Here is a 16,244-nt window from a genome sequence, read left to right as displayed (position 1 = left end):
CGTTGGTTACATCTTTGATTTCTCGCGGAGTAACTTGTGATGCTGATAATCTGTTGACTAGCAGTCTGACTCCACAAGCACCCACACGAATTGCTTGATTCAGTTGTTAAAGAGCGGTGGGCTGAGGCTTTCGTCTCAACCGAGGCGCGCATTCTACAGCGCCCCGTGTATCTGTCAAGCGATTATTTTCGAAGTTTTCAAAATTTCTTTTTCAACTTCAACCACTTGCGCTTTCGATCTCTCGTTAGCGGGAGGCGAATTCTACAGCGTTAGTCGCTGCTGTCAACACCTCTTTTTTACCGCTTTCGACCGAGAAGATCGAACCGTCGACTGAGCCAAAAACCTGCTCCGCTGACTCCTTCCGTGCTTCGATGACCTGAAGCCCTGCATCGCCGAAAAATACTTAACTCATTGAATCTCAAGGAGTTTTCCGTTTCGACTGCGCCGGAAGTGGGGCGAATTATAGAGACTCAGAATCTGCCGTCAACCCTTAATTTTACTTTTCTATCCGTTCACGACGATCACCGGACAAAACCACTGCGTATATAGACGTGGAAACAACAAATGCGCAATATATTGCTCAACCCATTCCCTACGTTAGCTGGATGACGCTTTTTAATGACTTCCCCACATCGCAGCCTGGCATTCACCGTCTACCCGGTTGCATTGCTACTGATCGCCATGGCATCAATCCAGTCCGGAGCCTCTCTCGCAAAAAGCATGTTTCCGATAATAGGCGCCCAAGGCACTACGACCCTTCGGCTTATTTTTGCCAGCATCATCATGCTATTGCTGTTACGCCCGTGGCGCGCCAAGCTCACGGCCCAATCCCTGCGTACCGTGGTCGTTTATGGGATGGCTCTGGGCGGCATGAATTTTCTCTTTTATATGTCGGTCCGCACGACTCCCCTGGGCATCGCCGTGGCATTGGAATTTACCGGCCCCCTGGCGGTGGCGATCTATACCTCACGACGGGCAATCGACTTTCTCTGGATTGCCTTGGCAGTGATTGGCCTGTTCCTGCTGATACCCACCGGAGCCACCAGCACGGGTATCGACCTGGTCGGGGCCGGTTATGCGTTGGGGGCAGGTGTCTGCTGGGCACTTTATATCCTGTTCGGTCAAAAGGCCGGAGCGGACCACGGCGTACAGACAGCCGCATTGGGCGTAGTGATCGCCGCACTGTTCATAGCCCCCTTCGGCATCATCCATGCAGGGACCGCACTGTTGACACCAAGCCTGATTCCGGTCGCCATTGGCGTTGCCATTCTGTCCACGGCCCTGCCCTACACCCTCGAAATGATTGCCCTGACTCGTTTGCCAGCTCGCACTTTTGGCACGTTGATGAGCATCGAGCCCGCTGTGGCGGCCCTGTCGGGATTCATATTTCTCCAGGAGTATCTGTCGTTCCCTCAATGGGCCGCCATTGCCTGCATTATTCTCGCATCGGTCGGCGCAACGCTGACCATGAACAACACGGTTAAGCCCGTCGTCGCGGCGGATTGAAGCAGCATTTCATGAAAGTCTGGTATTTGCCGCGCATTTAGGCCATGTTTAGGCATGTAACCCAATGTCAGTCATGGATTTTTTCATACAGGACGTCATGAACGCTTCAAGCGCAAGCGAACACAGCCGTACGTGGACAGCAGATGCACGACGGCATAAGGACGGGAATGAAACGAATTTTGATATTGATCGCCATACTTGCAGTTGCAGGATGCGCGGCGACCACCAAGAGTGAAGTCAAACGCGGCAAAAAAGGCTTGCACATCAACTGCTCCGGTCTGTCCTCGTCCTGGGAGCAGTGCTTCGCCAGCGCCGCAAACTCATGCGCCCCCAAGAATTACAAAATCATCGCCAAGTCAGGCGATGCGGTCGAAGAGCCGGGGGACTATCCTTTCGGTCTCAACCCTGCCGGCTATACCAGCCGCAGCATGATCGTCATCTGCAAATAAACAGCGGTTTTCAATCAATCCGTTGCTCTGCCATTCGACGGCTTATCTCCTCCTGGCTGGATTGAAGGACGTTACGCTGGATCTCCGGCGCGACCAACATGCGGGCCACGACCAGTGCGCCAACGCATTGCGACAGAATCGCCCAGGCCAGACTGTCACTTCCCAGTATCTGCGCCCAGCCCTCATGCAAACGGCAGATCCACGTTTGCGCCGTCTCTCGCACCTGTACATCCGAACGAGCGATCTCAGCGCCAAGCACCGGCAGCACGCACCCGATTTCAGGTTGCTGGACATGTTCCATGCTCAGGTACTGCTGGAGACAACGCTCCAATCTGGCCGAATCCAGGACATGATCACCGCTCAGGCGCTCCAGACTCTGGGTCAACTCCCTCTCGACGATGACTTTGAAAAGTTCATCCTTTGAAGAAAAATGACTGTAGAACGCCCCGCCGCTCAACCCGATCGCTTTCATCAGCCCATCGACGCCCACCGTTGAAAATCCGGATTTCTTGGCGGAGACGGCACTGCTGGCCAACAGTTTTTCGCGGGTTTCCATTTTGTGACTGGCTGAATAACGCATACATCCTGCTCCTGATCGCTCACCTTGACGCACACCCGACCTTAGCATAACGTCCGTTCAGCTAACGATCGTTTACCAATGAGGCTGATCATGGATAACAAGAAGGTCGTACTGGTTGTTGGCGCGGGAGATGCCACGGGTGGCGCGATTGCCAGGCGTTTCGCGAAGCAGGGATTTGTAGCCTGCGTCACCCGCCGTAGCGTCGACAAGCTCGCACCATTGGTCGAGGCGATACGCGACCAGGGCGGCGAAGCCCACGGCTTTGCCTGTGATGCGCGCAAGGAAGACGATGTGATCGCCCTGGTAGAACAGATCGAAAGCCAGATCGGCCCCATCGAAGCGTTCGTATTCAACATCGGCGCCAACGTGCCCTGCAGCATTCTTGAAGAAACCGCCCGTAAATATTTCAAGATCTGGGAGATGGCTTGTTTCTCCGGTTTCCTCAATGCCCGGGAGGTGGCCAAACGCATGGTCAAGCGCCAGCGAGGAACCATTCTGTTCACCGGAGCGACAGCGGGTCTACGGGGAGCCTCGGGGTTCGCTGCCTTCGCAGGTGCCAAACACGGCATCCGCGCGCTGGCCCAGAGCATGGCCCGTGAGTTGGGCCCCATGAACATCCATGTAGCTCATGTGGTGGTGGACGGCGCCATCGACACCGACTTCATCCGCGATAACTTCCCGCAAAAGTATGCAACCAAGGATCAAGACGGCATCCTCGACCCTGAACACATCGCCGAGAACTACTGGTACCTGCACACACAACCGCGCGATGCCTGGACCTTCGAGTTGGACCTGCGTCCCTGGAATGAACGCTGGTAAAGCCATCCCTCGATAACAACAAGAGAGCAATGACCATGAGCAAATCGGTGGAGTTCTTCTTCGATATTGGCAGCCCGGCGACTTATCTGGCCTACACACAGCTGTCCACGCTCTGTGCGGACGCCGACAGCGTACTGATCTATCGCCCTATGCTGCTGGGAGGTGTTTTCAAGGCGACAGGCAACGCATCACCGGTAACCGTGCCAGCCAAAGGCGCCCACATGGCCAAGGACCTGGATCGCTTCGCCAAGCGTTACGGCGTCGAATTCAGGCTCAATCCGTACTTCCCGATCAACACGCTTTCATTGATGCGAGCCATAACCGGCATGCAACTGCGTCATCCAGAACGGTTCGAAGCGTTCATCGATTGCCTGTTTCGCGCCCTATGGGTCGACGCCCGCAACCTCAGCGATCCGGCGACTGTGGCAGCCGTCCTGGATGAGAACGGTTTCGACCCTCGATATGTGCTGGCGTTGACCGCAGACGAGCCAATCAAGGAAGCCCTCAAGACAACCACTGAAGAGGCCATCGCAAGGGGCGTATTCGGCGCCCCCAGCATGTTCGTCGGAGACGAGTTGTTCTTTGGCCAGGATCGGTTGGACTTCGTCCGTGAAGCCCTCAGCTGATCCGGACGTCAGATCGCCATCGTTCGTGTGTTCAACCATTGCAGCGCATCACCTTCCAGCAACGGGCTCAGGCGACGCTGAACCTCGGCGTGATAGGCATTGAGCCACCCCCTTTCATCCTGGGTCAGCAACGAGGGTTCCAGGCAGCGCGTGTCTATCGGGCACAAGGTCAAGGTTTCGAATTCAAGGAATTCGCCGAACTCGCTGCTGCCTGCTTCACGATTCAATGCCAGGTTCTCGATACGAACACCCCAGCGTCCCGGACGATAGGTCCCCGGTTCGATCGACGTAATCATGCCCGGCTGCATGGCTGTTTGCGGCGTGGGAGCCGCCTGGTAGGCAATGACCTGCGGACCTTCATGGACGTTCAGGAAATAACCGACACCGTGACCGGTACCGTGCCCGTAATCCACTTGCTCCGCCCAGATCGGTGCCCGTGCGATGGCGTCCAGCAGCGGCGATAGAATGCCCCGAGGGAATCGGGCCCTGGACAACGCAATGACCCCCTTGAGCACGCGGGTGCAGTCACGTTTCTGCTCAGCGTTGGGCGTTCCGACCGGTACCATGCGAGTGATATCGGTGGTGCCGCCAAGGTATTGGCCACCTGAATCGATCAACAACAAGCCATCGCCTTCGATGACCGCATGGGCTTCTTCCGTGGCGTGATAGTGCGGCATTGCGCCATTGGCGTTGAACGCGGCGATGGTATTGAAACTCAGGGAAACGAAATCCGGACGCCGTTTGCGTGCCGCCGTCAGGTATTCATCGATGGTCAGTTCGGTGATGCGTTCACGGCCCCAGGCACCTTCCAGCCAGGCGAAAAATTCACAGAGCGCCGCTCCATCCTGTTCCATGGCCCGACGGATGTGCTCGGCGTCGGCCGGGCTCTTGCGAGACTTGGCCAGCGTCGTGGGGTTGAGCCCTTCCACCAGTTTCACGTCATTGTGCAGATTGTCCAGTAAGCCGACCGTGACGCGGGCCGGGTCGACCAGCAGGCTCGCGCCGCCTGGAATCTCCCGTAGACCGCTGCCCGCTTCGCTGTAATCCCGCAGGGAGACACCCTCTTGTTCGAGTGTCGCGCGCAATGCACCGTCAACCTTGTCCAGTGCCACGAACAAGGTCGCCTGCTGCTGGCTGATCAAGGCAAAGGAGACGAACACGGGGTTGAACGACACATCGGCGCCACGCAGGTTGAACAGCCAGGCGATATCGTCCAGGGTGGCGATGAAATGCCAGTCGGCACCACGCTCCTTGAGGGATTCACGCAATCTGGCGAGTTTCTCGATCCGGCTGACGGTCGCCTGAGGCGGCAGATGCGCGTAGACCGGCTGACTGGGCAGGGATGGACGGTCGGTCCAGACTTCGTCGAGCAGGTCGATGTCAGTACGCAGCCGTGCACCACGTTCTTGAAGTTTACTGCCCAGCGTTCGAGCCGACGCCACGGCCATTACCGCACCATCGACCGCAACCACTGCTCCTTCAGGGGTCTGCTCCGCAAGCCAGTCCAAGGGACCGGGCTGGCCTGGAATGAGCTTGACCAGTTCGATCCCACTGCCCTCCAGCTCATGGGTAGCCTGTTCCCAGTAACGACTGTCGGCCCAGACCCCGGCGAAATCCCCCGTCACGATCAAGGTGCCGACCGAACCGTGGAACCCCGACAGCCATTGCCGACCTTGCCAATAGCCGGGCAGGTATTCCGACAGATGCGGATCGGCCGACGGCACCAACAACGCATGGATGCCTTCGCGGCTCATCAATTCACGGATTCGGGCCAGGCGTTGGGGAACCAGTCCATGGGTCAAAGGCTCGGTACTCATCGTTTCTCCTGTTCATCATTATTGTTCGGTGCCGGACGTCCGGCTTATGAGGTGGTGGCCCAGAATGCAGGCGCGGCGGCACAGGCTGCCTCGATCAACTGCACGGCTTCGTCGATGTCCTGCTCACGGGTGAAGCGTCCCAGACTCAAGCGAATGGTCCGCCCGGCCGCACGCGCATCGTGCCCCAGGGCCAGCAGCACGTGGGATGGCGTGTTGTTCGCCGAATTGCAGGCAGACGTGGCGGAAAATGCAAGCGAAGTGCCCAACGCAACCGGGTTGAATTCACCTTCGTAAAAAGTCAGGCTCAGCGTGTGCGGAATACGCTGGGTCGCGCTGCCGTTGACCCGCACGCCAGGAAGGGCAAGCAGCGGTTCGAGCAAACGATTGCGCAATCGAGCGATTTTGTCGAGCTCATCGTCGATTGCCTGAGCCGCCAGTTCGAAGGCAGCCCCCATGGCAGCGATCTGGTGGGTGGCAAGCGTGCCGGAACGAAGGCCGCCCTCGTGTCCACCGCCATGGATCTGCGCCGCCAGACGCGGCCGGGCGCGCTCGCCGACGTAGAGCGCACCGATCCCTTTGGGACCATAGACCTTGTGAGCAGAAAACGACATCAGGTCCACCGGCCACCGGTCAAGGTCGATTCTTACCTTGCCGGCTCCCTGGGCCGCATCCACATGAAACAGTGCGCCGTGCCCACGCACGACCTCACCGATGGCGGCGACGTCAGTGAGTGTGCCCAGCTCATTGTTCACCAGCATCAGCGACACCAGGAATGTGTCTTCGCGCAATGCCTCGCGCACCGCTTGCGGATCGATCAGACCATCGGCGTCCGGCGCCAGCCGGGTCACCGCGACGCCGCTTTCTTCAAGCTGTCGGACTGTATCGAGCACCGCCTTATGCTCGATCAGACTGGTGATGACATGTCCCGGGGACGCACCGCGCGCCTGGGCCACGCCCTTGAGGGCCAGGTTGTTGGACTCGGTGGCGCCGGAAGTCCATATGATCTGCTCCGACTGCGCCCCGACCAATTGCGCCACCTGCCGGCGCGCATGCTCCACCGAGCGGCGGGCGTGCTGGCCGAAAGCATGGGAGCTGGAAGCCGGGTTGCCGAAGTTACCGTCGAAGCCCAGGCATTCAACCATGACCTGGATGACTCGTTCGTCCACCGGTGTGGTGGCGGCATAATCGAAATATAAAGGACGTTTATTCATGGGAAACTCGCAGAGCCTGTTCCGGGACCGGGCGCCCTCGTTGGGTTCAAGACTAGCTATACCCGATCGAAGACCTTAAAGAAGTGAGACTTCGTTTAAAAGTGCGTAGGAACGCTCCTGAACAGCGAGCTTAGCAGGCATCCGGCCCAAGCTCAGCCCTCAACCGATGCTTTCGAGCAACAACGGGTACAGCGAGGCAACCAGCAACAGTGCCATGCCCCAGTTGAACAGGCGCAGCCAGCGACGATCACGCAACAGGTTGCGCAACAGGCTGCCGCAGATCACCCACACGCTCACACTGGGCAGGTTGATCAGGGCAAACACGGCGGCGATTACCACGACATTGAAAAAGTAGCCCTGGATCGGTGTATAGGTGCTGATGGCTCCGATGGCCATGATCCAGGCCTTCGGGTTGACCCATTGGAATGCCGCCGCGCCCCAATAGCTGATCGGTGCGTGATTCCCTGCCCGGCTGTCCGAGACCGGACCGGAGTGGGCAATCTTCCACGCCAGGTACAGCAGGTATGCCGCGCCGGTATAGCGCAATATCGTGTAGAGCAGCGGATACGTCTGGAACATAGCGCCAAGACCCAGGCCTACCGCCAGCACCAGGGAAAAGAAACCGCAGGTGATGCCCAGCATGTGCGGGATGGTTCGGTTGAACCCGAAATTGACCCCCGAAGCCAGCAACATGGTGTTGTTGGGCCCAGGCGTGATCGAAGTCACAAGGGCAAACAGGGCGAAGCCCAGCAGCAAATCAAGCGAAAGGGTCATGACATGGAGTCCGTCGGGTGGTCAGGGAAAGACCCTACCCCACGTCCCGCTGCAAACCCATGGACAGTTGGGTAAAACTTCAGGCGGTACAGTCTCTCAGCTGGCCCGGCCCGGCAGTTTCTGTACGGTCTGTTCCGCGCTCATCTCGCCACGATCGTCGAAGCTCGAATTTTTCTGCGACGGGCCAAGCAGTTCGGCTTTCTTCGCATGGTATTCATCGAACGACAGCCCCCGGCGATTCAGGGCCTCAAGGGCCAGTTCGCGGGTTTCCTCGGCGGTGTAGGGACGCAGCTCAGGCGATGATGTGGTGCATCCACTCAGTACGGCGGTGACCGACAGCAGCAAAACAGCAACGATGCGATTCATGATGGGTATCCGGTGTTCTGTGGCGATGAACAAAGGCTACCCGTCGGTCCCGTACGGCAGAAATCAACGCTTTCAATAGTAGGTATTGCCCCTTCGCATCGGCCGTTGCGCTTAATCGACCAGCTGACAATTCAACGCGTTGTCCAGGCTGCGCTCGATATTGCGTACTACATGGAACGAACCGAACGTCACGGTTCGGACCCGATGTACCTGGACCAACTGCCAGAAATCCTGTTCGCCCCTTTCAAAACACTGAAACGCCGCTTCGCCCGCTTCTCGGGTTCGCCATTGCAGGTAATTGAGTACACGCCTGCCGTCCTCGCTGGCCTGGATACTGGCACTCAGGAAACCCTGGTGATCCCGGGCCAGGCGCTCGGTCTGGTCCGACAGAGCATCGATCAAGGCCTGCTGCCATTGCGGTTCGATGTCGAATTCGATCAGTTGGGTAAAGCTGCGATTGTTCCCAGGCAATTGCATGACGACTCCTCGATACGTGTGAGACGAATCTTGCGATCCAAAAGCGTGCAGGGTAAAACCTCCAGTTAACTCAAGGTCAAGCAGTGATTCGTCATGACCCGGATCGATATTCACAAAGCGCTCACCGTTGGCCAGGTGGCCGCCCGCAGCGGCGTGGCAGTCACCGCCTTGCATTTCTATGAAGCCAAGGGACTGATCAAAAGCACTCGCAACCAGGGCAACCAAAGACGTTATCCCAGAGAAGTGTTACGGCGCGTGGCGTTGATAAAGGTTGCCCAGCGCCTCGGCATTCCCCTGGCGGAAATCGGTCAGGCGTTGGGAGCCCTGCCCGACGACCGTGCCCCAACGGCCGCCGACTGGAAGATCCTGTCAGAGCAATGGAGCCGCGACCTGGACGAACGCATCAACCAATTGATGGCACTGCGTGACCGGCTCAATGGCTGCATCGGCTGCGGGTGTCTGTCGATGGAAGCGTGCCCGCTGCGAAACCAGGGCGATGCACTGAGCAAGCGCGGGCCGGGCGCACATCTGCTGGACGTAACATAAGACGTTCGTCGGGGCATGGGTCGGTCCCAGGCGGCTGTCCTATAGTGGTTGTTCGCACATCGACGAAGCCTCTCTTCGCCGGACAGAACAAGGAGAAAATGTCATGGCCGTCAAAGCCATCCCCGAAGGTTTCCATAGCATCACGCCTTACCTGGGCATCAAGGAAGCGGCACAAGCCATCGATTTCTACAAAAAAGCCTTCAACGCCACCGAAGTCATGCGCCTGACCACGCCTGACGGAGGCATCGGTCATGCCGAACTGCGGATCGGCGGCAGTCCGATCATGCTCGGCACGCCGTGCGATGAGGGGCCTCTGCGCAACCCGGACCAATCACCCTCGGTGGGCCTGCACCTCTATGTCGAAGACGTGGACCGTATGTTTGCCCAGGCGATTGCCGCCGGTGGCACGGTCATCTCCGAGGTCAAGGATCAGTTTTACGGCGATCGCACCGGATCCTTGAAGGATCCCTATGGACATGTGTGGTTTCTGGCGACTCACAAGGAGGACCTGACCCAGGAGCAGATCGAACAGCGGGCCAGGGAGATGTTCCAGCAAGGCTGATTCGGTATGGGAGCGAGCCCTGCTCGCGATAGTCTGCCTGAACCGGGGATGTTGGATGTGCACCGGTCATCGCGAGCAGGCTTGGCTCCCACAGGATTTCGCCCACGCTGTAAATACGAAACATTTTCTTTCATCTTTCTCTTCGGGATTTCCCGTGCTCGTTCGTCTTAATTAGATGCAGCAGGCCGCGTCGGCAAAAGCCACGGGCTGCTTTTCATGGTTTCTGGTATTGCGAAGCCCGTAATACGGAGCCTTTCATCGAATCAAGACGTTCAATCATGTCGAAGAAGTCCCGTTCCAAACTCTGGTTCCTGGTCCATAGCTGGTTGGCATTGCCCATCTGGTTTTTCGTGCTCATCGTCTGCGTCACCGGCACATTGGCGGTGGTCAGCCAGGAAATCGTCTGGCTGGTGAACCCCGATATGCGCGCCAGCAAACCCTCCGACGATGCTCAACGGCTCAGCTACGACCAGGTCGTTGCCGCCATCAGGCAAGCCCAGCCACAGACGCAGGTGCTCAGCATTGCCCGTCCGGACGAGTCGCATTTCGCCCTGGAGGTCAAGGTGACGTATCCCGATGGGCGTCCCGACACGGTCTATGTCAACCCCTATACCGGCATCGTCCAGGGCTCGGCGCCAGTGTTCAACTTCAGGGCGTTCACCCGCGCCCTGCATGGATGGTGGCTGGTGCCGTTCACCAACGGTTACAGTTGGGGCTGGTATCTGGTCTCGTTCCTGGGGCTGCCTTTGCTGGCTTCGCTGGTGACCGGATTGGTGGTCTACAAGCGCTTCTGGAAAGGCTTCTTCCATCCGACCTTGCGCTTTCGCCACGGAGCGCGGATTTTCTGGGGGGATTTTCACCGCCTCAGCGGTATCTGGTCGATCTGGTTCATCGCGGTCATCTCCATTACCGGCACCTGGTTCCTGATCCAGGCCGTGTTGGGCGATAACCACATTTCCATTTCCAGCGCCCCGGTACTGCCGGCGGTATCCCGTGAAAGCGTGCCCCTGTCGACCGATGGCCTGCCGCCTCCCCAATTGAGCCTTGACCGGGCCGTTGACATCGCCCGACAGCAAATACCAGGATTGGAAGCGAGCTTCATCAGCCTGCCCGGCAACGCCTACAGCCATTTGGAAATCGGTGGGCGCGGTTGGTACCCGCTGATGTACCAGACAGCCACGATCCATCCCTATACCGCAGAGGTGGCCGCCTCGCGACTGCTGTCGGACCGCACGGCGCTGGAGTTTGTCACCGAATCCATGCGCCCCTTGCACACCGGGGATTTCGGTGGCTTGTGGGTCAAACTCATCTGGTTCTTCTTCGGTTTGATCCTCAGCATGATGGTCCTCAGCGGGCTGCTGATCTGGACCAAACGCACGGCCCTGGCCACTGCCAACGCCTTCAAGCGCAGCCATAAGGCCCCGCGGGTGCCTCAAGCCGCCCGGTCACTACCGCCGTCCATCCACCATGAATCACCGGAGGGCAACCTGTGAGCCAGTCCACCGTGGCGACACCCTCACCTTCACGCCTGAGCCTCTTCTGGCAAAAGTGGCGTTTTCACCTCAACGTGCTGTTGCTGCTGATTCCCTTGGGCTTCATGCCCAAGTACTTCTCGGAAGCGGCATTGTTTCGCGGCGACGCCGGGCTTGGCGAACGGGAGGTCGGCGAAATTCAGGTCGGGCCGTGGAGCGTGCGACTGGCCGAATTTCGCGACGAAGCCCCGCGGGCCGATGGCCCGGCCGGGCACCTGAAGCAATTCAACGCAGCCCTTTGCCAACGTTGTATCAGCCAGGTCAAGGCCACCTACCTGCGCATCGGCAAGCCCCGCAGCCTGCGAGCCGCTGGAGTGATTTTCTTCGGCTCGCCCTATCGCATGGGCGCCTGGTTGCCGGTGCCGCAGAAAACCCAGCCCGACGCCGAACTGTGGCTCACCCTCGAAGGCTGGGACGGCTCGATGCACCAGGCCTCCATTCCCCTGAGCCAGGCTTCTCCGGCCACCATCGCCTGGCTGAAGACCCACGGAACCCAACCATGACCCACAACACCTCTATCCGCAGCCTGGCGCTGCTCCTGTGCGTCGGTTTCAGCGCCGGCGTCCAGGCTCACAATCCGATGTGCGAATGCAAGGCCATCGATGCCGAGCAGATCCAGTGCACCGGCGGCTTTTCCGACGGCAGCGGCGCCCCCGGGGTGACCCTGGACGTGATCGGCTACGACGAAACCATCCTGGTGCCCGGCAAGCTCGGCGCCGACTCGAAGCTGACCTTCAAAAAACCGGACACCGAGTTCTACGTACTCTTCGACGCCGGCCCCGGCCATGTGGTGGAAATCGACCAAGCCGACATCGAGGCCCCATGAACAACCCCACCACACAAGTTATCCGTCCCGCCGGCGCGGGCCATGAAACCCTCTACGTGTTACTGCTGTGCCTGTTTATTGTCCTGATGGCCGGCTCGGTCGTGGCCTTGCACGGGGAAACACGGGACGCCAGTCACCTCGCCGCCCACCAGCTCGACGCTCGCCGCGACCTCAGCGCCGCCGAGCAAGGCATCTATGCCGATTTGCGGGTGACGCTGGACGAGATCCGATTGCTGCGCGAAGAACAGCAAGCTCTGCCCACTCCCCAGACCCTGGCCGAAGAAGGCTTCGCTCCGTTTGCCCAGGACGCCAGTTCCGTCAGCCGGGGCGGCCATGTCTGGCACCAGGTGAAGGACAGTGCCTACTTCGGTGCGAGTGCCCAACCCACCGTTGCCGGTTCGTTCCTGATGCGTATCAGCGAAGCGTCCGACGCTGCGCCAGACATCTGGCTCACTCGTAACAAAAACGTCGCGGTGCCAGGCACGCTGGACGACGCCGGGTTGTCCGCCGCCGGCTGGCAACAGATCGTTGCGCAGTTCGACGCCGGCGTCACGCGCCAACACCGACATTGATCCCCTGCCCTCCTTTTGAGAGAAGACCGTTTGCCCATGTCCATCGCATCTCAACGCCGGCCCTTGCTTCGCCTGCTGCTGGCCGGTCTGCTGGCCTGCCTGCTTACCCCTCTTGCGCACGCCGAAACGACCAAGCGCCTGCGCATCGGCATTACCCTGCATCCTTATTACAGCTACGTCGCCAATATCGTCGGTGACAAGGCCGACGTGGTGCCGTTGATCCCTGCCGGCTTCAACCCTCATGCCTATGAACCACGCGCCGAGGACATCAAGCGCATCAGCGGCCTGGATGTGGTTGTGCTCAATGGCGTGGGCCATGATGACTTCGCCGACCGCATGATCGCCGCCAGCGAAACCCCGGACGTGAAGGTGATCGAGGCCAACGAGAACGTTCCGTTGCTGGCCGCCACCGGTACCGCCGCCCGCGGCGCGGGCAAAGTAGTCAATCCCCACACGTTCCTGTCCATCAGTGCCTCTATCGCCCAGGTCAACAACATTGCCCGGGAGTTGGGCAAGCTCGACCCTGTCAACGCCCAGGCCTACACCCAGAACGCCCGTGCGTACGGCAAGCGTCTGCGGCAGATGCGCGCCGCCGCCCTGGCGAAGCTGACCCAGGCGCCCAACGCTGAACTGCGGGTCGCCACGGTCCATGCCGCCTACGATTACCTGCTGCGTGAGTTCGGTCTGGAGGTAACCGCCGTGGTAGAGCCGGCCCACGGCATCGAACCGAGCCCCAGTCAGTTGAAGAAAACCATCGATCAACTGCGGGAACTGGACGTGAAGGTGATCTTCTCGGAGATGGATTTCCCATCGACCTACGTTGAAACCATCCAGCGTGAATCGGGCGTCAAGCTGTACCCGCTCTCACACATTTCCTACGGAGACTACAGCGCCGGGAAGTATGAAAAGGAAATGGCGGGCAATCTCGACACGGTGGTGCGGGCAATCCAGGAGTCCGGCGCATGACCGTCCAGGAAACACTCCCCCTGAAACACATCGGTCCCCTGATCGAATACGCCGACGTCAGCCTGAACCTGGGCCGCACGAACATTCTCGACACTGTGGCCTTTCAGGTGCAGGCCGGCAGCGTCCACGCCCTGGTCGGCCCCAACGGCGGAGGAAAGAGTTCGTTGATCAAGACGTTGCTGGGGCAGATGCCCCATCAGGGACGCCTGAGTCTGCAATGGCCAGGCGAACCCGGCGTCATCGGCTACGTGCCCCAGGCGCTGGAGTTCGATCGTGGCCTGCCCATGACGGTGGACGACTTCATGGCGGCGATGTGTCAACGCAAGCCCGCTTTTCTCGGCTTGAGCAAGCATTATTCCGACGCCATCGGCCAGGCACTGGAACGAGTCGGCATGCAGGACAAACGCAAGCGCCGCATGGGCGCGCTCTCCGGTGGGGAGCGCCAGCGGGTCTTATTGGCCCAGGGGCTTATTCCCGCACCGCAACTGCTCGTGCTCGACGAACCCATGTCGGCGCTGGACGAGGCCGGTATCCAGGTTTTCGAGCGGTTGCTGCTGGACTGGCGCCAGGCGGGCATCACCGTGCTATGGATCGAACACGACCTGGAAGCCGTCGGCCGCCTGGCGGATCGTGTCACCGGGTTGAATCGCCGGGTGCTGTTCGACGGCCCGCCACGCCAGGCACTCTCCCCTGAACGCTTGCTATCGCTGTTTTCCACCCATCCACGGACACACGGGAGCGCCGCCTGATGAGTTACGAAGCCTTTCGTCTGACGGTCCAGGGTTGGGCCTCGTCCGGCTACCTGCCCGAGGCGCTGGCCTACGGTTTCGTGGTCAATGCGTTGCTCGCCGGGCTATTGATCGGCCCGGTGCTGGGCGGCCTCGGTACACTGGTGGTGGTCAAGCGCTTCGCGTTTTTCTCCGAGGCCGTGGGCCATGCTGCGTTGACCGGCGTGGCAATCGGTATTCTGCTGGGCGAACCCTATACCGGCCCTTACGGCAGTCTGTTCGGCTATTGCCTGCTGTTCGGCATCCTGCTCAATTACCTGCGCAACCGCACCGGCCTGGCACCTGACACATTGATCGGGGTGTTCCTTTCAGTGTCCCTGGCCCTGGGCGCCAGCCTCCTGCTGATCCTGGCGGGCAAGATCAACGTGCATATCCTGGAGAACGTGCTGTTCGGCTCGGTGCTGACCGTCAACGGCAACGACCTGCTGGTACTGGCGGTGGTCGGCTCACTGGTGATGGCGCTGGCGTTGCCGCTGTACAACCGCATCATGTTGGCCAGTTTCAACCCGCAACTGGCCGCGGTGCGCGGGGTGGCGGTCAAGTCCCTGGATTATCTGTTCGTGGTGCTGGTGACCTTGATCACCGTGGCGGCGGTCAAGGTCATCGGCGCGATCCTGGTAGGGGCCCTGCTGGTGATCCCGGCAGCGGCGGCGCGTCTGCTCAGCCAGTCGTTGAAGGGCTTTTTCTGGTGTTCGGTGCTGATTGCGACCGCCAGCACCTTGTGCGGGATTCTCGCGCCGATTGTCTTCGACCTGCCAATCCCGTCCGGTGCCGCGATCATCCTGGTGGCCGGCATCGCGTTCGCCCTGGCCGCCATCGCTCGCGGCGTCGTCCCCAGCCTCAAAGGGAACCTTGGATAAATGATTTCTTCATTGCGACAACTGACCGTGGCCGTGGCCCTGTGTGGCCTGTTCACCACCCCGTCCTTCGCCGCCGACAGTCCCCGGCCGATACACCTGCTGGCCTCGTTGCCGGTCACTTACGGATTGAGCGAAGCACTACTCAAGGGCACCGACGTCAGCCTGGAGCGAGCCGCGCCCGCCAACCTGCCCGGCTCCCGCCAGAGCGCTTACTTCAGCGGTCGCGGCGCACCCGAGCTCAGCAAGCTGGCCAGTAACGCCGACGCGGTGATCGGCCTGCGCTCGCTATGGCCGGACGATCCGCTGTACCCCATGGCCCGGCGCAGCAATATCCGCATCGTCGAAATCGACGGCGCCCGTCCGGTGGACGGCGCCCTGCCCGGTATCGCCGTGCAGCCGGGCATGGCCGACGGCCTGGCGAGCCAGCCATGGATGGCCAGCCATAACCTGGGGCGGATGGCCGACGTGATCGCCGCCGACCTGGTGCGCCTGGCCCCGACCGCAAAACCCAAAATCGACACCAATCTGGCGGCGCTCAAGCAACGCCTGCTCAAGCTCAGCGCCGACAGCGAAAAACAACTCGCCACGGCCGACAACCTGAGCGTTGTCAGCCTGAGCGAGCATTTCGGTTACTTGATCAGCGGACTCAATCTGGAGGGGATCAGCACCGACGCCCGGCCCGACGCCGAATGGACACCTGAAGCCCTCAAGCAATTGACCGCCACCTTAAAAGACCATGACGTTGCGCTGGTGCTGCACCATCGCCAGCCCTCGGATGCTCTGAAAGCAGCCATCACCGAAAGCGGCAGCCGGTTGCTGGTGCTGAGCACCGATACGGCCGACCCGGTGGCTGAATTGGAGAACAATGTTAAGCAAGTCGTCGCCGCACTGACCGGCGCCTGAAACACGCCCCCGGTGGGAGCGAGCCTGCTCGCGATGAGGCCAGCACATCCAGCATCATCGCCAA

The 16,244-nt window shown here is 60.0% G+C and carries 20 protein-coding genes; 14 read left to right on the top strand and 6 right to left on the bottom strand.

Going from position 1 to position 16,244, the window contains the following annotated elements; translation table 11 throughout:
- Positions 1-618: 618 nt before the first annotated feature.
- Together rhtA and AD666_RS09030 are read left to right on the top strand one after the other, a co-directional pair.
- Positions 619-1,506: a threonine/homoserine exporter RhtA gene (rhtA, locus tag AD666_RS09035; protein ID WP_053150472.1), complete on the top strand. Its 888-nt coding sequence runs from the start codon at positions 619-621 to the stop codon at positions 1,504-1,506.
- A gap of 167 nt (positions 1,507-1,673) precedes the next feature.
- Positions 1,674-1,955, top strand: coding sequence for a hypothetical protein (locus tag AD666_RS09030; RefSeq protein WP_053150469.1), 282 nt, complete (start codon positions 1,674-1,676; stop codon positions 1,953-1,955).
- A 10-nt stretch (positions 1,956-1,965) separates the two neighbouring features.
- On the opposite strand, the gene AD666_RS09025 is transcribed toward AD666_RS09030, so the two are convergent.
- The gene (locus tag AD666_RS09025) at positions 1,966-2,535 is read right to left on the bottom strand and encodes a TetR/AcrR family transcriptional regulator (RefSeq protein WP_053150466.1); all 570 of its coding nucleotides are present in this window, start codon (positions 2,533-2,535) and stop codon (positions 1,966-1,968) included.
- 90 nt (positions 2,536-2,625) lie between these two features.
- Between AD666_RS09025 and AD666_RS09020 the strand changes: the two genes are divergently transcribed.
- Positions 2,626-3,354 carry an SDR family oxidoreductase gene (locus AD666_RS09020; RefSeq protein ID WP_053150462.1) on the top strand — a complete coding sequence of 243 codons (729 nt, stop codon included), beginning with the start codon at positions 2,626-2,628 and terminating at the stop codon, positions 3,352-3,354.
- A 35-nt stretch (positions 3,355-3,389) separates the two neighbouring features.
- Positions 3,390-3,980 carry a 2-hydroxychromene-2-carboxylate isomerase gene (locus tag AD666_RS09015; RefSeq protein WP_053150502.1) on the top strand — a complete coding sequence of 197 codons (591 nt, stop codon included), beginning with the start codon at positions 3,390-3,392 and terminating at the stop codon, positions 3,978-3,980.
- A gap of 8 nt (positions 3,981-3,988) precedes the next feature.
- Here the strand turns inward: AD666_RS09015 and AD666_RS09010 are convergent, their stop codons facing one another.
- From AD666_RS09010 to AD666_RS08990, 5 genes are all read right to left on the bottom strand, one after another.
- Positions 3,989-5,797: an aminopeptidase P family protein gene (locus tag AD666_RS09010; protein WP_053150458.1), complete on the bottom strand. Its 1,809-nt coding sequence runs from the start codon at positions 5,795-5,797 to the stop codon at positions 3,989-3,991.
- A gap of 44 nt (positions 5,798-5,841) precedes the next feature.
- Positions 5,842-7,008, bottom strand: a complete 1,167-nt coding sequence (locus AD666_RS09005) for a cysteine desulfurase family protein (RefSeq protein ID WP_053150455.1) — start codon at positions 7,006-7,008, stop codon at positions 5,842-5,844.
- A gap of 159 nt (positions 7,009-7,167) precedes the next feature.
- Positions 7,168-7,782, bottom strand: a complete 615-nt coding sequence (locus AD666_RS09000) for a LysE family translocator (protein ID WP_053150452.1) — start codon at positions 7,780-7,782, stop codon at positions 7,168-7,170.
- A 96-nt stretch (positions 7,783-7,878) separates the two neighbouring features.
- On the bottom strand, positions 7,879-8,148 hold the full coding sequence (locus AD666_RS08995) for a hypothetical protein (protein ID WP_053150448.1): 270 nt from the start codon (positions 8,146-8,148) through the stop codon (positions 7,879-7,881).
- Positions 8,149-8,259: 111 nt separating this feature from the next.
- Entirely contained in the window at positions 8,260-8,625 is a 366-nt protein-coding gene (locus tag AD666_RS08990; RefSeq protein ID WP_053150445.1) for an antibiotic biosynthesis monooxygenase, read from the bottom strand.
- 93 nt (positions 8,626-8,718) lie between these two features.
- Between AD666_RS08990 and soxR the strand changes: the two genes are divergently transcribed.
- From soxR to AD666_RS08940, 10 genes are all read left to right on the top strand, one after another.
- Positions 8,719-9,171 carry a redox-sensitive transcriptional activator SoxR gene (gene soxR / locus AD666_RS08985; protein WP_053150442.1) on the top strand — a complete coding sequence of 151 codons (453 nt, stop codon included), beginning with the start codon at positions 8,719-8,721 and terminating at the stop codon, positions 9,169-9,171.
- 103 nt (positions 9,172-9,274) lie between these two features.
- Positions 9,275-9,733 (top strand): VOC family protein, encoded by a 459-nt coding sequence (locus AD666_RS08980; RefSeq protein WP_053150439.1) that lies wholly within the window; start codon positions 9,275-9,277, stop codon positions 9,731-9,733.
- A 278-nt stretch (positions 9,734-10,011) separates the two neighbouring features.
- On the top strand, positions 10,012-11,226 hold the full coding sequence (locus AD666_RS08975; protein ID WP_053150436.1) for a PepSY domain-containing protein: 1,215 nt from the start codon (positions 10,012-10,014) through the stop codon (positions 11,224-11,226).
- Entirely contained in the window at positions 11,223-11,768 is a 546-nt protein-coding gene (locus AD666_RS08970; protein ID WP_053150432.1) for a hypothetical protein, read from the top strand. Before AD666_RS08975 ends, AD666_RS08970 begins: the two co-directional genes overlap by 4 nt.
- Complete coding sequence (locus tag AD666_RS08965) at positions 11,765-12,091, top strand: hypothetical protein (RefSeq protein WP_053150429.1); 327 nt, start codon at positions 11,765-11,767, stop codon at positions 12,089-12,091. The genes AD666_RS08970 and AD666_RS08965 overlap by 4 nt, the downstream gene beginning before the upstream one ends.
- Positions 12,088-12,663, top strand: a complete 576-nt coding sequence (locus AD666_RS08960; protein ID WP_053150426.1) for a DUF6162 family protein — start codon at positions 12,088-12,090, stop codon at positions 12,661-12,663. The genes AD666_RS08965 and AD666_RS08960 overlap by 4 nt, the downstream gene beginning before the upstream one ends.
- Positions 12,664-12,699: 36 nt before the next feature.
- A complete protein-coding gene (locus AD666_RS08955) occupies positions 12,700-13,629 on the top strand; it encodes a metal ABC transporter solute-binding protein, Zn/Mn family (protein WP_053150422.1) in 930 nt (309 codons plus the stop codon).
- The gene (locus AD666_RS08950; RefSeq protein WP_053150419.1) at positions 13,626-14,378 is read left to right on the top strand and encodes a metal ABC transporter ATP-binding protein; all 753 of its coding nucleotides are present in this window, start codon (positions 13,626-13,628) and stop codon (positions 14,376-14,378) included. Before AD666_RS08955 ends, AD666_RS08950 begins: the two co-directional genes overlap by 4 nt.
- Positions 14,378-15,277, top strand: coding sequence for a metal ABC transporter permease (locus AD666_RS08945; protein WP_053150416.1), 900 nt, complete (start codon positions 14,378-14,380; stop codon positions 15,275-15,277). The genes AD666_RS08950 and AD666_RS08945 overlap by 1 nt, the downstream gene beginning before the upstream one ends.
- Positions 15,278-16,180 carry a metal ABC transporter solute-binding protein, Zn/Mn family gene (locus tag AD666_RS08940; RefSeq protein WP_053150413.1) on the top strand — a complete coding sequence of 301 codons (903 nt, stop codon included), beginning with the start codon at positions 15,278-15,280 and terminating at the stop codon, positions 16,178-16,180.
- Positions 16,181-16,244: the final 64 nt, after the last annotated feature.

Origin of the sequence: Pseudomonas sp. Pf153 (genome assembly GCF_001269775.1) — a bacterium.
Classification (GTDB): domain Bacteria; phylum Pseudomonadota; class Gammaproteobacteria; order Pseudomonadales; family Pseudomonadaceae; genus Aquipseudomonas; species Aquipseudomonas uvaldensis.
Note: the sequence above shows the minus strand (reverse complement) of the source record. Positions and strands in the feature narration are given on the sequence as shown.

Bases quoted from the DNA above. Each gene is read 5' to 3' on its own strand.
- rhtA (WP_053150472.1), top strand. From the start codon at position 619: ATGACTTCCCCACATCGCAGCCTGGCATTCACCGTCTACCCGGTTGCA.
- AD666_RS09030 (WP_053150469.1), top strand. From the start codon at position 1,674: ATGAAACGAATTTTGATATTGATCGCCATACTTGCAGTTGCAGGATGC.
- AD666_RS09025 (WP_053150466.1), bottom strand. From the start codon at position 2,535: ATGCGTTATTCAGCCAGTCACAAAATGGAAACCCGCGAAAAACTGTTG.
- AD666_RS09020 (WP_053150462.1), top strand. From the start codon at position 2,626: ATGGATAACAAGAAGGTCGTACTGGTTGTTGGCGCGGGAGATGCCACG.
- AD666_RS09015 (WP_053150502.1), top strand. From the start codon at position 3,390: ATGAGCAAATCGGTGGAGTTCTTCTTCGATATTGGCAGCCCGGCGACT.
- AD666_RS09010 (WP_053150458.1), bottom strand. From the start codon at position 5,797: ATGAGTACCGAGCCTTTGACCCATGGACTGGTTCCCCAACGCCTGGCC.
- AD666_RS09005 (WP_053150455.1), bottom strand. From the start codon at position 7,008: ATGAATAAACGTCCTTTATATTTCGATTATGCCGCCACCACACCGGTG.
- AD666_RS09000 (WP_053150452.1), bottom strand. From the start codon at position 7,782: ATGACCCTTTCGCTTGATTTGCTGCTGGGCTTCGCCCTGTTTGCCCTT.
- AD666_RS08995 (WP_053150448.1), bottom strand. From the start codon at position 8,148: ATGAATCGCATCGTTGCTGTTTTGCTGCTGTCGGTCACCGCCGTACTG.
- AD666_RS08990 (WP_053150445.1), bottom strand. From the start codon at position 8,625: ATGCAATTGCCTGGGAACAATCGCAGCTTTACCCAACTGATCGAATTC.
- soxR (WP_053150442.1), top strand. From the start codon at position 8,719: ATGACCCGGATCGATATTCACAAAGCGCTCACCGTTGGCCAGGTGGCC.
- AD666_RS08980 (WP_053150439.1), top strand. From the start codon at position 9,275: ATGGCCGTCAAAGCCATCCCCGAAGGTTTCCATAGCATCACGCCTTAC.
- AD666_RS08975 (WP_053150436.1), top strand. From the start codon at position 10,012: ATGTCGAAGAAGTCCCGTTCCAAACTCTGGTTCCTGGTCCATAGCTGG.
- AD666_RS08965 (WP_053150429.1), top strand. From the start codon at position 11,765: ATGACCCACAACACCTCTATCCGCAGCCTGGCGCTGCTCCTGTGCGTC.
- AD666_RS08960 (WP_053150426.1), top strand. From the start codon at position 12,088: ATGAACAACCCCACCACACAAGTTATCCGTCCCGCCGGCGCGGGCCAT.
- AD666_RS08955 (WP_053150422.1), top strand. From the start codon at position 12,700: ATGTCCATCGCATCTCAACGCCGGCCCTTGCTTCGCCTGCTGCTGGCC.
- AD666_RS08950 (WP_053150419.1), top strand. From the start codon at position 13,626: ATGACCGTCCAGGAAACACTCCCCCTGAAACACATCGGTCCCCTGATC.
- AD666_RS08945 (WP_053150416.1), top strand. From the start codon at position 14,378: ATGAGTTACGAAGCCTTTCGTCTGACGGTCCAGGGTTGGGCCTCGTCC.
- AD666_RS08940 (WP_053150413.1), top strand. From the start codon at position 15,278: ATGATTTCTTCATTGCGACAACTGACCGTGGCCGTGGCCCTGTGTGGC.